Here is a 16,958-nt window from a genome sequence, read left to right on the forward strand (position 1 = left end):
AGTCCTCTCAGCGGGCTGAAGGTGGGCTGAAGCGATCCCGCTTCTCCGCTTTCCGCCGCCAGTTCACCGGGCACGACAGAATCGAGGCAGGATCTTGATCATCAAGGATGTGACCGTCATCGACGGCACCGGCGGCGTTCCGCGGGCTGGGATGGATGTCATCATCGCGGACGGACGGTTCGCGGACATCCGCCCGTCGAGTGCCGGCATCTCGTCGACGCCGGCCGGAGAACCGGTACTCGACGGCCGTGGCGGCTACCTGCTGCCAGGTCTGTGGGAGAGCCACACTCACCTGAGGGACTATGGCGTGTCCCTCCCCGAACCAGAGCGGTTCGCCCACCTACAGGACGTACTCGCCGGGTATCTCGGAGAGGGCATTACGTCGGTGTGTGATCTCGGGGGCATGCCGGAACTGAGTCCCGAGCTGCGCGACGCGAGCAAGGCAGACACCGCCGTAGCGTCACTCTTCACCACTGAGGCGGTATTCACTGGTATTGATGGCTGGCCTGTAACCGGCCTCTTGGGTAATCGCTCGGGGGTTATGGAAGTAGGCAGCGCCGACGACGCACGCCGGTACCTTCAAGGCTTGCCGCTCGATGAGGTCGACTTTGTCAAATGCATGTTTGACGGCAAAGCCGGAGGCGGTCAGCGGCTTCCCCGGGCCGCCCTTGAGGTGATCATCACCGCCGCGCACGAAGCAGGCAAGAAGGTGCTGGTGCACATCGCGACGGGCACGGACATGCGGGAGGCGGTCGAGGCGGGCGCCGACTGCATCGAACACTCTCCTATTCCGCGGGATCCCCGCGATCTGAGCGAAGTCGACGAGCTCGCCCGCATCATGGCTGATGCGGGAACGCTTTACTGCCCGACCATCGCCACCTGGGAACAACTGGCCTACGGGGCGTACCCCGACTACCTGGACCAGCTCATCACCGACGGTATTCTCACCCCGGACGGCGCCAAAGAGATCATGGCACGTCCCACCTATGGCCAACCCTTTCCAAAGCATCCTGCGGAAGAGTGCCGGATCCGATTCGATTACGCGATGCGTACGCTGCCGCTCTTCCATGAAGCGGGCGTCAAAATCGTCGCTGGTAGTGATATCGCAAGGGTCATGCCCACGCCCGCCCGCGCGCTGCTGCGTGAGCTGCAGTTGTTCGCCAAAGCCGGAGTGCCGAACTCCGCGGTCATCGCAGCCGCCACCAGCAGGGCGGCGGAAAAGGTCGGCAAGGAGGCCACGATGGGAACTGTCACCGTGGGAAGCGTCGCCGATGCTGTCCTCCTGGACGCCGACCCCCTCGCGGATGTCTCCCATCTGATCGACCAGCGACACGTTCGCGCCGTTGTCAGCTCCGGCCACATCGCCCACCGCTGAAGCACGAGGGCATATCGCCCACGTCCTCGGGCGCCTCCGGACCGCTCGGTTGAACGTACCGTTTGTTACTTTCCCGCCGCGAGTGGTAGCCGTGGCGTGGGGGGTCGCAGGGGAGTGGGTGAGTGGGTTGGGTAGCGGATGGAAGTGCCAGGGGCTTCGCTGGAGCGACGGCGCGCCCGTGCTCGGGTGGCGGCGGGGCGAGGGTGGCGCCCGGCGGGAGAGCGTTCTGGAGTACGGGCGTGACCTGGGGTTCCGTGCCGTCGGGGCGCGTATGTGCGTCGGGGCGCGGGGGAACGTGTGTCCCCTCGGGGCGCTGGTCGCCGGGCGCGGTACGGGCGGGCAGTGCGCCGAGTGCGCGCGGCTGGACCGGGCGCACTCCGTGGCCGCCGACACCATCGCCGATGATCCGCGGACGTACCGCGTCTATCTCGCGTGGTTCGGACCCGGGATGGTGAAGGTCGGGATCACCGCCGAGGAGCGTGGATCCGCTCGCCTCCTGGAGCAGGGAGCGGTCGCGTTCAGCTGGCTCGGGCGCGGGCCGCTGATGGCCGCGCGGCGGACCGAGGAGCTGTTGCGCAGGGCGCTGGGGGTGCCGGACCGTATCCCGTACGCGCGGAAGCGGGCCGTGCGGGCCGCGCTGCCGGTCCTGGCGGAGCGGGTGGCCGAGATCGAGCGGTTGTACGTACGGACGGGTGCGCTGGAGGGGTGGCCGTCGTCCCTGGAGCGGCTGGAGTTCGCGGCGGTCGATCACGCGGGGGTCTTCGGTCTGGCCGGGCTGGCGCCCGCCACCGGCGTGGTGGTGGAACTGGTGGACGCCGGGTGCGTCACGGGGCGGCTGGTCGCGGCCGCCGGGCCCGATCTCCATCTTGCCACCGCGGACGGCGGGATGATTGTCCTGGACACCCGGCTGATGAGTGGGTGGGAGCTGACCGCGACGGCGGGCGGCGACGGCGGAGGCGAAGGCGCGGGTGGAGGCGCGGGTGGAGGCGCGGGTGGAGGCGCGGTCACCGTGCCGGTCAGGGACATGGACAGCGGCGGGGTACAGGACGGGCTCTTCTGAAGGGGGAGTGGGCCGGCATGAGCGGTCACGAGGGTGAAGAGCGTCACGAGGGTGAAGTCGAGGCCGTACGGCGGTTCCGGGAGCGGACAGGGCTCCCGGGCCTCATCGACGTACATACGCATTTCATGCCGGAGCGGGTCCTCAAGAAGGTCTGGGCGTACTTCGACGCCGCCGGGCCGCTCATCGGGCGGGAGTGGCCCATCACCTACCGGCAGGAGGAGGACGAACGCGTCGCTTTGCTGCGCGCGTTCGGCGTGCGGGCGTACACCTCGATGCTCTATCCGCACAAGCCGGGGATGGCGGAGTGGCTGAACGGATGGGCCGCCGCGTTCGCGGCACGTACGCCGGACTGTCTGCGGACGGCCACGCTCTTCCCGGAGGACGGTGTCGAGGCATACGTACGTGAGGCCGTCGAGGGCGGCGCGGGGCACGGCGGCGGTTCGGGGGGCGGCGGCGGCTCGGGGGGCGGCGGCGCCCGGATCTTCAAGTCGCACCTCCAAGTCGGTGCGTACGACCCGAACGACGAGCGGCTCGACCGGGTCTGGGGGCTGCTCGCCGAGGCCGCCGTCCCGGTGGTGATGCACTGCGGCTCGGGCCCGGCGCCCGGCAAGTACACCGGGCCCGAGCCGGTGGGCCGGCTGCTGGCGCGCCATCCCCGGCTTCGGCTGATCGTCGCGCATCTCGGGATGCCGGAGTACGTGGATTTCCTGGACCTCGCCGAGCGGTACGCGGAGGTCAGGCTGGACACGACCATGGCGTTCACGGACTTCAGCGAGGCCTTCGCGCCGTTCCCCGGGGAGGCGAGGGCGCGGCTGGCGGATCTGGGGGACCGGATTCTGCTGGGTACGGACTTCCCGAACATCCCCTATCCGTACGTCCATCAGCTGGAGGCCCTGGAGCGGCTGGGGCTGGGGGACGCGTGGCTGCGGGCGGTCTGTTACGAGAACGGGGCCCGGCTCTTCGGGATCGCCGACCGCGGCCTCTAGACCCGGCCACCGGGCCCGGCCTCTCCAGACCTGGCCTCCGGGTCTGGCCTCCGGGCCTTTGCCCGCATTCGTTTCTCAGGGATTTCACAGGAAGCGACAAGGCCAGTCTCAGAGGCCGTCCCCAGGGTGAAAAGCATGACCATCACCTCGCCCCGGGGGCGCACCGAAATGCTCAGGCCGGACGGGAGCCCCGTCCGTGTGCTTGTCGTCGACGACGAGACCTCGCTCACCGAGCTGCTGTCCATGGCCCTGCGGTACGAGGGCTGGGAGGTGCGCAGCGCCGGTGACGGCGCGGGCGCCATGCGTTCGGCGCGGGACTTCCGTCCCGACGCGGTCGTACTGGACGTGATGCTGCCCGACATGGACGGGCTGGCGGTGTTGGGGCGGCTGCGCCGCGAGCTGCCGCAGGTGCCCGTGCTCTTCCTCACCGCGAAGGACTCCGTGGAGGACCGGATCGCCGGACTGACCGCTGGCGGCGACGACTATGTCACCAAGCCGTTCAGCCTGGAGGAGGTCGTGGCGCGGCTGCGCGGGCTGATCCGGCGGTCCGGCGCGGCGGCCGTGCGCAGCGAGTCGTTGCTGGTCGTCGGGGATCTGACGCTCGACGAGGACAGCCATGACGTCACCCGCGACGGGCAGTCCATCCATCTGACCGCGACCGAGTTCGAGCTGCTGCGCTATCTGATGCGTAATCCGCGCCGGGTGCTGAGCAAGGCGCAGATCCTGGACCGGGTGTGGTCGTACGACTTCGGCGGCCAGGCCAATGTCGTCGAGCTGTATATCTCCTATCTGCGGCGGAAGATCGACGCCGGACGTCCGCCGATGATCCACACCCGGCGCGGGGCCGGCTATCTGATCAAGCCCGGTGAGCCGGGCGACGCCCCGCGATGAAGGGTCGTCGGCGCGGCGGGACGAAGCGGCGCTGGTCCTTGCGGACCCGGCTCGTGGTGTCGGCGGTCGCGCTGATCGCGATCGTCGGGGCGGTGATCGGGGCGGTCACGACGATCGCCTACCGCTCGTACCTGTACGACCAGTTGGACACGCAGGTGCAGGCCATCGCCAAGCGGGCCGCGGGGCCGCCGCCGGGAAGGGCGGCGAAAAGCGGCCAGACCGGGCCGACTGAGGGCGCGGGGAGCGGGACGGAGGACGGCGCGGGGAGCGGCACCGGAAACGGCACCGGAAACGGCACCGGAAACGGCACCGGCGACAGTGACCGGCCGCCCGACGCCACCCCTGAGGGCAAGGACAAGGACCCGCTGAAGATCGTTACGGGCGGCGGCGCGCCCGTGGGTACGGTCGGTGTCGAGCTGGCGGCCGACGGCTCCGTCGGCCGGGGGCTGATCAGCGCCCTGCAGAAGAACGAGAGCATGTGGCCACCGATCGCGGAAACGCCGCTCAGCGAGGCGCAGAAGGCGGCGATCGCGGCCGTACCGCGCGACGACGCGGCCCACACCGTCACGCTGCCCGACGGCGCCGACTACCGGATCCAGTACGTCGACGGCGTCAACGGCGCCTACCTCGTCGGTATACCGGCCGCCCAAGTGCAGGACAGTCTCAACACCCTCGTGCTCGTCGAGGTCTGTGTCACCGTCGCCGGGCTGATCGCCGCCGGTATCGCGGGCAGCGCCCTCGTCGGCGTCGCGCTGCGACCGCTCAGGCGCGTGGCCACGACCGCCACCCGGGTCTCCGAACTGCCGCTGCACAGCGGTGAGGTGGCCCCGCTCGTACGGGTCCCCGCCGCCGAGGCCGATCCACGCACCGAGGTCGGACAGGTCGGTGCGGCCCTCAACCGCATGCTGGGGCATGTCGGATCCGCGCTCGCGGCCAGACAGGAGAGCGAGACGCGCGTACGGCAGTTCGTCGCCGACGCCGGCCATGAACTCCGTACGCCCCTCGCCTCGATCCGGGGATACGCCGAGCTGACCCGGCGCGGGCGCGAGGAGACCGGCCCCGACACCCGGCGCGCACTCGGACGTATCGAGGCCGAGGCGGAACGGATGACCGGCCTGGTCGAGGATCTGCTGCTGCTGGCGCGGCTCGACGCCGGACGCCCGCTCTCGTACGAGAGCACTGATCTCTCCCCTCTGGTCGTTGACGCGGTGAGCGACGCCCATGCCGCCGGACAGGACCACCACTGGCGCCTTGAACTGCCCGAGCCGGACGAGCCCTCCGCCACGGTGTACGGCGACGCCTCCCGCCTCCATCAAGTGCTCGTCAATCTCCTCGCCAACGCCCGTACCCACACCCCGCCCGGCACCACCGTCACCGCACGCGTCCGCAGGAGCGACGGCGGGTACTGGGGCGGCGGACCGTGGGATGTGTGGTCGTCGGGCGTCTGGTCCTCCGTCGATGGATTCCCGGTCGAGGGCTTCCCGGACGGCGGAGCGTTGTCGGGCGGTAGTGCGTTGTCGGGCGGTGGAGCGTTGTCGGACGGCGGCCCCTCCGTCGTCCTCGAAGTGCAGGACGACGGCCCCGGCATCCCTCCCGAGCTGCTTCCGCATGTCTTCGAACGCTTCGCGCGCGGTGACGCGTCACGCTCCCGTGCGGCCGGCTCCACGGGCCTCGGCCTGGCGATCGTCCAAGCGGTCGTCACCGCGCACGGCGGGACCGTCACCGTACAGAGCGCCCCCGGCCGGACCGTGTTCGCCGTACGTCTGCCCTGCCCGCCCAGGCAGGGGCAGCCCCATCCCTCACACGGGCAGCAGCATCAGCCCCAGCGGCCCCTGTGGGGGACCGGCCGCGACTCACAGACGGGGCACAGCCTCACCACACAGCCGTGACAGCGCGCCTCGCGAATGTCGAGCCATGCGAACCGACACTTCATGGGGCACGCTCCCGGCGCGGGAGCATCTCCCGGTCGAGGTGACCGATGCCCCCGTACTTGACGTGACGATCCCCGTCTACAACGAGGAGCAGGACCTCGAACCATGTGTGCGGCGTCTGCACGAACACCTCGCCCGCACCTTCCCGTACAGCTTTCGCATCACGATCGCCGACAACGCCAGTACCGACCGGACCCCCCAGGTCGCGGCCCGGCTCGACACGGAGATTCCGGAGGTACGCGCGTACCGCCTGGAGCAGAAGGGCCGCGGCAGGGCGCTCCGTACCGTGTGGTCGCACTCCGACGCACCCGTACTCGCCTATATGGACGTGGACCTGTCCACGGATCTCAACGCACTCCTCCCACTCGTGGCGCCGCTGATCTCGGGCCACTCGGATCTGGCGATCGGGTCGCGGCTGTCCCGTTCGTCACGGGTCGTACGCGGTCCCAAGCGCGAGTTCATCTCGCGCGCCTACAACCTCATCCTCAAGTCCTCTCTTTCCGCACGCTTCAGCGACGCGCAGTGTGGGTTCAAGGCCATACGGCGTGACGTCGCCCAGTGGCTGCTGCCGATGGTCGAGGACACCGGGTGGTTCTTCGACACAGAGATGCTCGTACTCGCCGAACGCGCCGGACTGCGTATCCACGAAGTCCCGGTGGACTGGATCGACGACCCCGACAGCACGGTGCATATCGTCAAGACCGCGGCCGAGGATCTCAAGGGCGTCTGGCGGGTGGGGCGGGCACTGGCGGTGGGCGCGCTGCCTCTGGACCGGCTGGCCAGGCCATTCGGGGATGACCCGAGAGACCGCCGGATCGGTGGGGTGCCCGGCGGACTCGCCCGGCAACTGGTCGGCTTCTGCTTCGTGGGCGCCCTGTCCACGCTCTTCTATCTTCTGCTGTACTCCGGCTTCCGATCAATGGCGAGTCCACAACTCGCCAACGCGGCGGCTCTGCTGGTCTCCGCGATCGCCAACACGGCCGCCAACCGGAGGCTCACCTTCGGGGTACGGGGCCGTGAGCGCGCCGTACGTCACCAGGCCCAGGGGCTGGTCGTCTTCGCCATCGGACTCGCCCTGACCAGCGGTTCACTGGCGGCCCTGGACGCGGCCACGGGCACCCCCTCCCACTCCACGGAGCTGGCCGTGCTGATCGCCGCCAACCTCGCCGCGACGGTGCTGCGCTTCCTGCTCCTGCGGGCCTGGGTCTTCCCCGAGCGCCGTACGGACGACTTCCCCGCCCGCGACACCGCTACGGCCTCTGCCACAGCCACAGCCACGGCCACCGTCCCCGCACCCGAACCCGCTCCTGCTTCCGCCTCCGACACTGCCGACCTCGACCCAAGGACCGCACGATGACCACGACCCTTCAGCCCGACGGCCCTCCGGCGATGGCGAACCACCAACGCCATCGCGCCTCCGGCGGCGCCATCCGCCTCTGGCGGGGCAGGGCCGAGGACGCCGCCTGGGTACGCCCGGCCCTGCTCGCCGTCCTGCTGGTCGCGGGGCTGCTCCAGTTGTGGAATCTGAGCGCTTCCGGCTACGCCAACTCCTTCTACTCCGCCGCCGTCCAGGCGGGCAGCGAGAGCTGGAAGGCCTTCTTCTTCGGTTCCTCCGACGCGGCGAACTCCATCACCGTCGACAAGCCCCCGGCCGCGCTCTGGCCGATGGCCCTGTCCGTAAGGCTCTTCGGGCTCGGGTCATGGCAGATCCTGGTGCCCGAGGTGCTGATGGGGCTCGGCACGGTAGCGGTGCTGTACGCCGCCGTACGCCGCCGCTTCAGCGCCGTCGCCGGGCTGACCGCGGCCGTGGTGCTGGCGCTGACGCCCGTCGCCGTGATGATGTTCCGCTTCAACAACCCGGACGCGCTGCTCGCGCTGCTGATGACCACCAGCGTCTACTGCGTGCTGCGCGCGCTGGAGGCCGGAAGGACCAAGTGGCTGGTGTGGGCGGGTATCGCGATCGGCTTCGCGTTCCTGACCAAGACGCTCCAGGGCTTTCTGATCCTGCCGGCGCTGGCGCTGGTGTACGCGGTGTGCGCGCCCACGTCCGTACGGCGTCGCCTCGGCCAGCTCGCCCTGGCCGGTCTCGCGCTCGTCGTCTCCGGCGGCTGGTGGGTCGCGATCGTGGAGCTGTGGCCCGCTTCCTCGCGCCCGTACGTGGGCGGCTCCCAGACCAACTCCTTCCTTGAACTGACCTTCGGTTACAACGGTCTCGGCCGGATCAACGGCGAGGAGACCGGAAGCGTCGGCGGCGGAGGCGGCGGCCGGGGCGGGCGCGGCGGAGAGACCGGAATCGGCCGGATGTTCAGCGAGTCCATCGGCGGTCAGATCTCCTGGCTGCTCCCCGCCGCTCTGCTGCTGCTCGTCGTCGGACTCGTCGTGACCCGGCGGAGCGCGCGTACGGACACGGCCCGTGCCGCGTTCCTGGTGTGGGGCGGCTCGCTGCTGGTGACCCTCACGGTCTTCAGCTTCATGGCCGGCATCTTCCACGAGTACTACACGGTGGCACTGGCGCCGTACATCGCGGCCGTCATCGGCATGGGCGTGACCGTCCTGTGGGAGGAGCGCGCCGGGATCCTGGCGTCGGCGACGCTGGGGATCGCGGCGGCGGGGACGGCGGTGTGGGCGTACGTACTGCTCGGCCGGACCCCGGACTATGTGCCGTGGCTGCGCTGGGCGGTCTTGATCGGGGGTCTGGTGGCCGCCGTTGGGCTGCTCGTCGTGAGCAGGCTCGGCCGGCCGCTCGCGCTCACGGCGGCGGGGCTCGCGATCGCGGCCTCGCTGGCCGGGCCGCTCGCGTACACGCTGACCACGGTCAACACCGCGTACCGGGGCTCGATCATCACGGCGGGACCGGCCTCGGCGCGGGGTGGCCCCGGCGGATTCGGCGGCGGCGGCGGTGGGGCCAGGGCCGCCGGTGGCGCGGCCGAGGCCGGGATGGTGCTCCCCGGCCAGCGGGCAGCGGGCCAGGCTCAAGGGCAAGGTCAGGGCCAAGGCCAGGGACAGGCACAGCGACAGGGGCAGGGTCAGGGACAGGGACAGGGGCAGGGTCAGGGACAAGCCCCGGCCGCCGGCGGTGGCCGGCCCCAACTGCCGCCGAACGGCGCGCTGCCCGAGGGCGCCGGAGGCGGTATGGGCGGCGGAGGCGGCATGGGCGGGCTCCTCAACGGCCAGACCGTCAGCTCCGAAGCCGAGGCCGCGCTCAAGAAAGACGCCTCCGACTACACCTGGGTCGCGGCGACCATCGGCTCCCAGAACGCGGCCAGCTACCAACTCGCCACCGAGAAGCCCGTCATGGCGATCGGCGGCTTCAACGGCAGCGATCCTTCCCCGACCCTCGACCAGTTCAAGCAGTACGTCGCGGACGGAAAGATCCACTACTTCCTGGCGGGCGGCGACGACGAGCGTGAGGCCGGCGGTGGCGGTGGCGGTGGCGGTGGTGCAGGCGGTGGCGGTGGCGGCCGGGGCGGTGGCCTCGGGGGCTCGAACTCCGGGATCTCCACATGGGTGGAATCCACCTTCAAGAAGGTCACCGTGGGCGGCGCGACCCTCTACGACCTGACTCAGGAGGCCTGAACCACAGGGGCCTGAGACTCACGGCAGGGCCCGACTCACGGCGGGATCCGACTGGCGAGAAACAGGCGCTATACGGCGTAAGGGAGACCCTTGTACGGTGTACGGCGACGGTTCCCGTACACCGTACAAGGAGTTCTCCATGACGGCGACAGCCGCCGAGCACCACACCGCCCCCGCACGTCATCCGCAGCGCTGGCTGATCCTCGGTGTCATCTGTCTCGCCCAGCTCACCGTGCTGCTCGACAACACCGTCCTCAGCGTCGCGATCCCGTCCCTCACCCGCGAACTGGACGCCTCCACCGCCGACATCCAGTGGATGATCAACGCCTACTCCCTGGTCCAGTCGGGCCTGCTGCTCACCGCGGGCAACGCCGCCGACCGGTACGGCCGCAAGAAGCTGCTGATCGTGGGCCTCGTACTGTTCGGGATCGGCTCGCTGGCCGCCGGACTCGCCCAGACCAGCGGTCAGTTGATCGCCGCCCGCGCCGGAATGGGCGTCGGGGGCGCGCTGCTGATCACCACGACCCTCGCTGTCGTGGTCCAGATGTTCGACGACACCGAGCGCGTCAAGGCGATCGGCATCTGGTCGATCGTCAACTCCCTCGGCTTCGCCGCCGGTCCGCTGATCGGCGGGGCCATGCTCAACCACTTCTGGTGGGGCGCGATCTTCTTGATCAACATCCCGGTCGCGGTGCTCGGAGTGATCGCCGTCGCCGCGCTCGTACCGGAGTCGAAGAGCAAGGAGGGCGACCGCCCCGATCTGCTCGGCGCGCTGCTCTCCACCATCGGTATGACGGCCGTCGTGTACGCGATCATCTCCGGGCCCGACCACGGCTGGCTCTCCGGACAGGTGCTGCTCCCGGCCTCCGTCGGCCTGGTCGTTCTCGGCCTGTTCGTCCTCTGGGAGCTGCGCATCCCGTATCCGATGCTCGACATGCACTTCTTCCGTGACCAGCGCTTCATCGGGGCGGTGGCGGGAGCCATCCTGGTCGCCTTCGGGATGACCGGTTCGCTCTTCCTGCTGACCCAGCATCTCCAGTTCGTCCTGGGCTACGGGCCGTTGGACGCCGGTCTGCGTACGGCCCCGCTCGCGGTCAGCGTCATCGTCCTGAATCTCGCGGGCGTCGGCGCGCTGGCCGTACGGAAGCTCGGCACGCCGGGCACCATCGCGCTCGGTATGGTCCTGGTGTCCGCCGGGCTCGCCGCGATCGCGGTACTCGGCGCCCATGGTTACGGCGGGATGCTGCTCGGCCTGATCGTGATGGGCGCGGGTGTCGCCCTCTCCATGCCGGCCATGGCGAACGCCATCATGAGCGCGATCCCGCCGGAGAAGGCGGGGGTCGGCGCGGGTATCAACGGCACGCTCGCCGAGTTCGGCAACGGTCTCGGCGTCGCCGTCCTGGGCGCCGTGCTCAACTCCCGCTTCGCCGCGCTCGTCCCGGCGGTGGTGGGGGCCGCCTCACTGCCCGCCGCGCTCGCTGCCGCGGACGGGGAAGCGGAGCGGCTGAGCATCTCCGAGGCGTTCGCGTCGAGTCTGGAGACCAGCCAGCTGGTCGGGGCCGTGGCCGTACTGGCGGGCGGTCTGCTGGCCGCGCTGCTGCTGCGCAGGGCCGAGCGCGCGGACCCCTCGCAGGGATCTCCAGGATCTCCGGGCTCCCCGGGCTCGCCATCAGCCGCGCCATCAGCCGCGTCACCAGCCTCGTCACGAGCCGCGTCGGCCTCGTCGGCCTCGTCGTCCGGCTCCCCGTCGGACTCTGTGTCAGGGGCGGCATAGCATCGGAAGAGCGGCAGGCGTCCGGGCTCCGGATCATCGGATCACCCGATCGTCGCCTCGGTCGTCGCCCCGGTCCCCGGAGACGGACGGCGGAGGCCTGCGCCGGCCGGGGCCTGAGCCGGGCAGAGAAGTGGAGTCCGGCCGAAGCCCGGCCGGTGGGAACCGAGGAGGCTCAACCATGGTGCCGGAAGCCGATCGTGCCAAGCGGCGAACCCGTACCAGCGTTTGGCTGGAGGGGAAACCCGCGGGCCGCGGTCGCAGAAGCGAGAACTCGGACCATCCCGCCGGCCTGGACCGCGACCGCATCACGGCGGTCTCGGTACGGCTGCTCGACTCGGAGGGCCCGGCGAAGTTCTCCATGCGACGGCTGGCCGCCGAGCTGGGGGTGACCGCCATGTCCCTCTACTGGTACGTCGACACCAAGGACGACCTCCTGGAACTCGCCCTGGACTCCGTCTTCGGCGAGGTCAAGGTCCCCGATATGACGGACGAGGACGCCGACTGGCGCGACCAGCTGCGCGAACTGGCCACCAGCTACCGGACGGTGCTGGTCAGGCACCACTGGGTCTCGCCGCTCGTCGGCCGGTATCTGAACATCGGCCCGCACTCGCTGGCCTTCTCGACGGCCGTCCAGACCGTCATGGACCGTACGGGCCTGGCGCCGCACGGCCGGATGGGCGGGCTGGCGGCGGTCTTCCAGTTCGTGTACGGATTCGGCACGATCGAGGGCCACTTCGTACAGCGCTGCGCCGACGCCGGGGTGAGCCAGGACGAGTACTTCCAGCAGGCGATGGGCGCCATCAACGAACAGCCGCGGTTCCAGGAGTCGTTCGAGGGCGCGGACGAGCTGATTGAGGCGCGTGGCGGCGATACGGTGGCGGAGATGCGCCAACGCGACTTCACGTTCGCGATCGAACTCCTCATCGCGGGCATCGAGACGATGCGGGCGCGCGACTGGTCCCCCGCGGGGCCCCGCGCCGGGACGCAGGACGGGCCCCGCGCCGGTTCGCAGGACGGGCCCCGTGAGCCAAGCGGGGGCGGGCCCCGCGACTGAGCCGTGGACGGGCCGGCCGGCCCGCCCCAGCCGACGGGCCGGCCGACCCGCTCCTACCGATTCACCGGCCGGCCAACCCGCCCCGACCGGTTACGAGACGAGACGGGCCGGGAAGCCGCCGGTGGCAAGCGGACTCCAGCGCTCCGGGGTGATCCGGATAATGGACTTCCCCTGCTTCACCATCGCCTCCCGGTACTCGTCCCAGTCGGGGTGCTCGCCCGCGATGTTCCGGTAGTACTCGACCAGTGGCTCGACCGACTCCGGGGAGTCGATCACTTCGGCCGTACCGTCGACCTGGACCCACGGACCGTTCCAGTCGTCCGACAGGACGATCACGCTCACCCGCTCGTCCCGCTTGGCGTTGCGCGTCTTGGCGCGCTCGGGGTACGTGGAGACGACGATCCGGCCCGAGTCGTCGACCCCGCAGGCGAGCGGCGAACCCTGCGGCCGGCCGTCGGAACGGGTGGTCAGCAGGATCGCGCGGTGCCTGGGGCGTACGAACTCCAGCAGCCCGGCGAGGTCAACGGCCTTGTTCGTTGCGATATTCGGTGCCATGCCGCGCAGCCTACGACCTCGGAGCCCGCCCGCCGGGAACCACACCCCTCGCCGGAGCCACACCGTCCCCAGGAGTCACCTGGGCGTCACATGAGAGCCGCACAGGTATCACGCGCCCGGCAGGCTCTCGCCCTGTACCGCCTGGATGTCCAGCTCCACCCGCAGCGTCGTCCCGATCATCGAGATCCCCGCCTGCACCACCTGGTTGTAGTTCATGGCGAAGTCCTCCCGGTGCAGCTCCGTGGTCGCGCGGAAGGCGGCCCGTACCCCGCCCCACGGATCCGGCCCGGTGCCCAGGTAGCTCAGGTCCAGGTCCACCTCGCGTACGACGCCGTGCAGCGACAGCAGTCCGTTCACCGTCCAGCGGTCGGGGCCCGCCGGGGTCAGCCCCGTACTGCTGTACGTGATCTCAGGGAAGCGCTCCACGTCAAGGAAGTCGGGCGACTTGAGGTGCTTGTCCCGCAGCGCGTTGCCGGTGTCGATGCTCGCCGCGCTGATGACCGCGTCGACGCGCGACGCCTCCACCCTGTACGCGCCTCCCGCGCCCCCGATGGTCCCCGCGCCCCCCGTGGTCCCCGCGCCCTCCGTGGTCCCCGCGCCCTCCGTGGTCCCCGCGCCCTCCGAGATCTCGATCCGGCCTCCGAACTCCGTGAACCTCCCGCGCACGCTGGAGATCCCCAGATGCTGCGCCACCGCGCTCACCGCCGAGTGCGCCGGATCCAGGCTCCAGGTGCCCGGTGGCGGCAGTTCGACCCCGCCATGCCTGGCCAGGACCACCGTGCCGACCTCGGCCCGCCCGCTCGCCGTGACCAGCGCCGTGGAGGCGACGGGCGCGTAGCCGACGGCCGTCACGACCACGGTGTACGGACCCGGTGCCAGCTCCGCGTCGGTCCGTACGGCGCCGTTCTCGTCGGCGCTCTCCCGCAGCACCTGCGTACCGCTCATATTGGTCATGGTCACGACCGCGTGCCGCACGGCCCAGCCGTCCCGCGTCCGTACCTGTCCGCGAAGTCCCATCCCGTTTCTCTCTCCCTCGGTCTCATAAAGAGCCGGGCCCCGGCCGGGGGCGGTCAGGCCGTCCCCTGCCCGCCGCCCCCGCCACCGGAGCCCGTTTCCGCACCCGACCGACGCGCCGCCCGCTACAAGCGACACGCGACCCGGGGGGTTTCCATTACTCGCCGGGGTGAGCGAGTTCGATGTCGTGGCCGTCGACCCCGCGGCCGGTGACCGTCAGCGAGCCGGCCACCGGCGGGTAGCCGGTCGCGATGACCGTGTACTCGCCCGAGTCCAGGTCGGCGAAGGCGTACGCCCCGTCCTCCCCGGTCGTGGCCGTCGCGACCACGTTCCCGGCCGCGTCGACCAGCGTCACCCGGGCGTCGTGCGCCGGGCGGCGGGCCGCGCCCGCCCTGACCGTGCCCTGGACCAGGGCGCCGGAGAGGAGGACGGCCTCGACACGTGTGACACCCTGGCCGGCTATCTCCACCGGCAGGGCCAGCGGACGGTAGCCCGCGGCGTTCACCGCGACGGTCACATATCCGGGGACCAGCTCACTGAAGCCGAACTCGCCCTGCTCGGACGACTTCCCGGTGGCCAGCACATCGCCGCGCACATCGGTCACGATCACCATCGCGCCCTCGATCGGATAGCCGCCGTCCGCGGCGCGCACGGCCCCGGTGAGGCCGCTCGTACCGGAGAGCAGGATGTCGTACGAGACCGGTCCGTCCCCGACGACCACCGTGGACGCCTGCGGCTGGAAGCCGTCGGCTGAGGCGATCAGTACGTACGAGCCGGCGCCCGGCGCGTCCAGGAGATAGCCGCCGTCGGACTGGGCGACCGAGCGGGCCAGCTGCCGGCCCCCCAGGGAGATCAGGGTGACGGCGGCGCGGGGCACCGGCGTGCCCTCGGAACCGAGCACCACACCCTGTACGGCGGTGCCGGGCGCGGGTGCCGCCGCGTACGACGATTCAGCCGATCCAGCGGATCCAGCCGATCCTGCTGTCATGGTCCCTCCAGAAGCCGATGCCGCCACGGGTACCGCCGCCAGGGACGGCGTCGTTCCGGAGGGCCCCGGTATCGCGCCGCTCGTCGCGCTCGTCGCACTCGTCGCCGTCGGAGCGTTCGTCACGGCGGGAGCCGTGGCCTCCGCCGTCTCGCCGCCGGCCCGCGACTTCAGCGCGACCTCCTTGATGAACAGCGTCAGCAGCAGCGCGACCAGCGCGGCCGGTGCCGAGTAGAGGAAGACATCGCCGACGCCATGGCCGTACGCCACCTCCATGACCGTCCGCATCGGGGCGGGCAGCGTGTCCAGGTTCGGGATGGCGCCGCCACCGGTGCCCCCGTGACCCAGGGCCGCGCCCTGCGGGCCGAGGTCCGCCAGCCCCTCCTTGACGTACTGCGTGACCCGGTTTCCGAGCACCGCGCCCAGCGCCGAGACACCGACCGCGCCGCCCAGTGAGCGGAAGAAGGTGACGGTGGAGCTGGCGGCGCCGAGGTCCTCCGGGGAGACCTGGTTCTGTGTGCACAGGACCAGGTTCTGCATCATCATGCCGACGCCGAGACCCATCAGCGCCATGTAGATCGCCATGTGCCAGTACGGGGTGTCGTACCGGATGGTGCCCAGCAGCCCGAGCCCGGCCGTCACCAGCACACCACCGCTGACCAGCCAGATCTTCCAGCGTCCGGTCTTGGTGATGATCATGCCGGAGACGGTGGAGGAGATGAACAGACCACCGATCATCGGGATGGTCATGACCCCGGACATCGTCGGCGACTTGTCGCGGGCCAGCTGGAAGTACTGGCTGAAGAAGACCGTGCCGGCGAACATCGCGATACCGACGAAGAGCGAGGCCAGCGAGGCCAGGGTGATCGTGCGGTTACGGAAGAGCCGCAGCGGGATGATCGGCTCGCGCGCCTTGGACTCGACGAGGATGAACGCGGCGCCGAGCAGCACCGATCCGCCGACCATCGCGTAGGTCTGCCAGGAGATCCAGTCGTACTTGTTGCCCGCGAAGGTGACCCAGACCAGCAGCAGTGAGACGGCCGCGCTGATGAAGAAGGCTCCGAACCAGTCGACCTTGACGCCTTCGCGCTTGACGACCGGGAGCTTCAGGGTCTTCTGGAGCACGATCAGCGCGATGACGGCGAAGGGGACGCCGACGTAGAAGCACCAGCGCCAGCCCAGCCACGCGGTGTCGGTGATGACGCCGCCGAGCAGCGGGCCGCCGACGGTGGCGACGGCGAAGGTCGCGCCGAGGTAGCCGCTGTACCGGCCGCGCTCGCGCGGCGCGATCATCGCGGCCATGACTATCTGGGCGAGGGCGGAGAGACCGCCGACGCCGATGCCCTGGACCACCCGGCAGGCGATCAGCATCCCGGCGCTCTGCGAGAGACCGGCCACGATCGAGCCCGAGACATAGATGATCAGGGCTATCTGAACCAGGAGCTTCTTGCTGAAGAGGTCGGAGAGCTTGCCCCACAGCGGGGTGGTCGCCGTCATCGCCAGCAGCGACGCGGTCACCACCCAGGTGTAGGCGCTCTGTCCGCCGCCCAGGTCGGAGATGATCTCCGGCAGGGCGTTGGAGACGATCGTCGACGAGAGGATCGCGACGAACATGCCCAGAAGCAGCCCGGAGAGCGCCTCCATTATCTGACGGTGTGACATCGGCGCGCCGGTCGCGGGGGCGGCGGCGCCGCCCCCGTGCTTGGCGTGGACGCCCCGCACACCCGTTGGTGTGGTCGTTGCCATTGAATTCCTTG

Annotated in this window: 12 protein-coding genes; 9 read left to right on the forward strand and 3 right to left on the reverse strand. The window is 70.4% G+C overall.

Annotated features, from left to right (window positions below):
- Window positions 1-94: 94 nt before the first annotated feature.
- The 9 genes from AB0M67_RS08970 (at window position 95) to AB0M67_RS09010 (ending at window position 12,647) form a co-directional block, all read left to right on the forward strand.
- The gene (locus tag AB0M67_RS08970; protein WP_365744160.1) at window positions 95-1,375 is read left to right on the forward strand and encodes an amidohydrolase family protein; all 1,281 of its coding nucleotides are present in this window, start codon (window positions 95-97) and stop codon (window positions 1,373-1,375) included.
- A gap of 127 nt (window positions 1,376-1,502) precedes the next feature.
- Entirely contained in the window at window positions 1,503-2,435 is a 933-nt protein-coding gene (locus tag AB0M67_RS08975; RefSeq protein WP_365744475.1) for a DUF2797 domain-containing protein, read from the forward strand.
- A 17-nt stretch (window positions 2,436-2,452) separates the two neighbouring features.
- Window positions 2,453-3,421, forward strand: a complete 969-nt coding sequence (locus tag AB0M67_RS08980; RefSeq protein ID WP_365744162.1) for an amidohydrolase family protein — start codon at window positions 2,453-2,455, stop codon at window positions 3,419-3,421.
- A gap of 135 nt (window positions 3,422-3,556) precedes the next feature.
- Entirely contained in the window at window positions 3,557-4,312 is a 756-nt protein-coding gene (locus AB0M67_RS08985) for a response regulator transcription factor (protein WP_030349942.1), read from the forward strand.
- Complete coding sequence (locus AB0M67_RS08990; protein WP_365744165.1) at window positions 4,309-6,201, forward strand: HAMP domain-containing sensor histidine kinase; 1,893 nt, start codon at window positions 4,309-4,311, stop codon at window positions 6,199-6,201. Before AB0M67_RS08985 ends, AB0M67_RS08990 begins: the two co-directional genes overlap by 4 nt.
- Window positions 6,202-6,226: 25 nt before the next feature.
- Window positions 6,227-7,600 carry a bifunctional glycosyltransferase family 2/GtrA family protein gene (locus AB0M67_RS08995; RefSeq protein ID WP_365744167.1) on the forward strand — a complete coding sequence of 458 codons (1,374 nt, stop codon included), beginning with the start codon at window positions 6,227-6,229 and terminating at the stop codon, window positions 7,598-7,600.
- Between the two features lie 32 nt (window positions 7,601-7,632).
- On the forward strand, window positions 7,633-9,819 hold the full coding sequence (locus tag AB0M67_RS09000) for a glycosyltransferase family 39 protein (RefSeq protein ID WP_365744477.1): 2,187 nt from the start codon (window positions 7,633-7,635) through the stop codon (window positions 9,817-9,819).
- Window positions 9,820-9,958: 139 nt separating this feature from the next.
- A complete protein-coding gene (locus tag AB0M67_RS09005) occupies window positions 9,959-11,593 on the forward strand; it encodes an MFS transporter (RefSeq protein ID WP_365744169.1) in 1,635 nt (544 codons plus the stop codon).
- Between the two features lie 178 nt (window positions 11,594-11,771).
- Window positions 11,772-12,647, forward strand: coding sequence for a TetR/AcrR family transcriptional regulator C-terminal domain-containing protein (locus AB0M67_RS09010; RefSeq protein WP_365744171.1), 876 nt, complete (start codon window positions 11,772-11,774; stop codon window positions 12,645-12,647).
- Window positions 12,648-12,737: 90 nt separating this feature from the next.
- Here the strand turns inward: AB0M67_RS09010 and AB0M67_RS09015 are convergent, their stop codons facing one another.
- From AB0M67_RS09015 to AB0M67_RS09025, 3 genes are all read right to left on the reverse strand, one after another.
- Complete coding sequence (locus AB0M67_RS09015) at window positions 12,738-13,202, reverse strand: PPOX class F420-dependent oxidoreductase (protein ID WP_249951578.1); 465 nt, start codon at window positions 13,200-13,202, stop codon at window positions 12,738-12,740.
- 108 nt (window positions 13,203-13,310) lie between these two features.
- Complete coding sequence (locus AB0M67_RS09020) at window positions 13,311-14,219, reverse strand: YceI family protein (RefSeq protein ID WP_365744173.1); 909 nt, start codon at window positions 14,217-14,219, stop codon at window positions 13,311-13,313.
- 154 nt (window positions 14,220-14,373) lie between these two features.
- Window positions 14,374-16,947, reverse strand: coding sequence for an MFS transporter (locus AB0M67_RS09025; RefSeq protein ID WP_365744175.1), 2,574 nt, complete (start codon window positions 16,945-16,947; stop codon window positions 14,374-14,376).
- Window positions 16,948-16,958: the final 11 nt, after the last annotated feature.

It is taken from the genome of Streptomyces sp. NPDC051662 (assembly GCF_040681655.1).
Lineage (GTDB): Bacteria > Actinomycetota > Actinomycetes > Streptomycetales > Streptomycetaceae > Streptomyces.

Coding starts and splice junctions, on each gene's coding strand:
- AB0M67_RS09005 (WP_365744169.1), top strand. CDS start 9,959: ATGACGGCGACAGCCGCCGAGCACCACACCGCCCCCGCACGTCATCCG.
- AB0M67_RS09015 (WP_249951578.1), bottom strand. CDS start 13,202: ATGGCACCGAATATCGCAACGAACAAGGCCGTTGACCTCGCCGGGCTG.
- AB0M67_RS09010 (WP_365744171.1), top strand. CDS start 11,772: ATGGTGCCGGAAGCCGATCGTGCCAAGCGGCGAACCCGTACCAGCGTT.
- AB0M67_RS08990 (WP_365744165.1), top strand. CDS start 4,309: ATGAAGGGTCGTCGGCGCGGCGGGACGAAGCGGCGCTGGTCCTTGCGG.
- AB0M67_RS09025 (WP_365744175.1), bottom strand. CDS start 16,947: ATGGCAACGACCACACCAACGGGTGTGCGGGGCGTCCACGCCAAGCAC.
- AB0M67_RS08980 (WP_365744162.1), top strand. CDS start 2,453: ATGAGCGGTCACGAGGGTGAAGAGCGTCACGAGGGTGAAGTCGAGGCC.
- AB0M67_RS08985 (WP_030349942.1), top strand. CDS start 3,557: ATGACCATCACCTCGCCCCGGGGGCGCACCGAAATGCTCAGGCCGGAC.
- AB0M67_RS08995 (WP_365744167.1), top strand. CDS start 6,227: ATGCGAACCGACACTTCATGGGGCACGCTCCCGGCGCGGGAGCATCTC.
- AB0M67_RS09000 (WP_365744477.1), top strand. CDS start 7,633: ATGGCGAACCACCAACGCCATCGCGCCTCCGGCGGCGCCATCCGCCTC.
- AB0M67_RS09020 (WP_365744173.1), bottom strand. CDS start 14,219: ATGGGACTTCGCGGACAGGTACGGACGCGGGACGGCTGGGCCGTGCGG.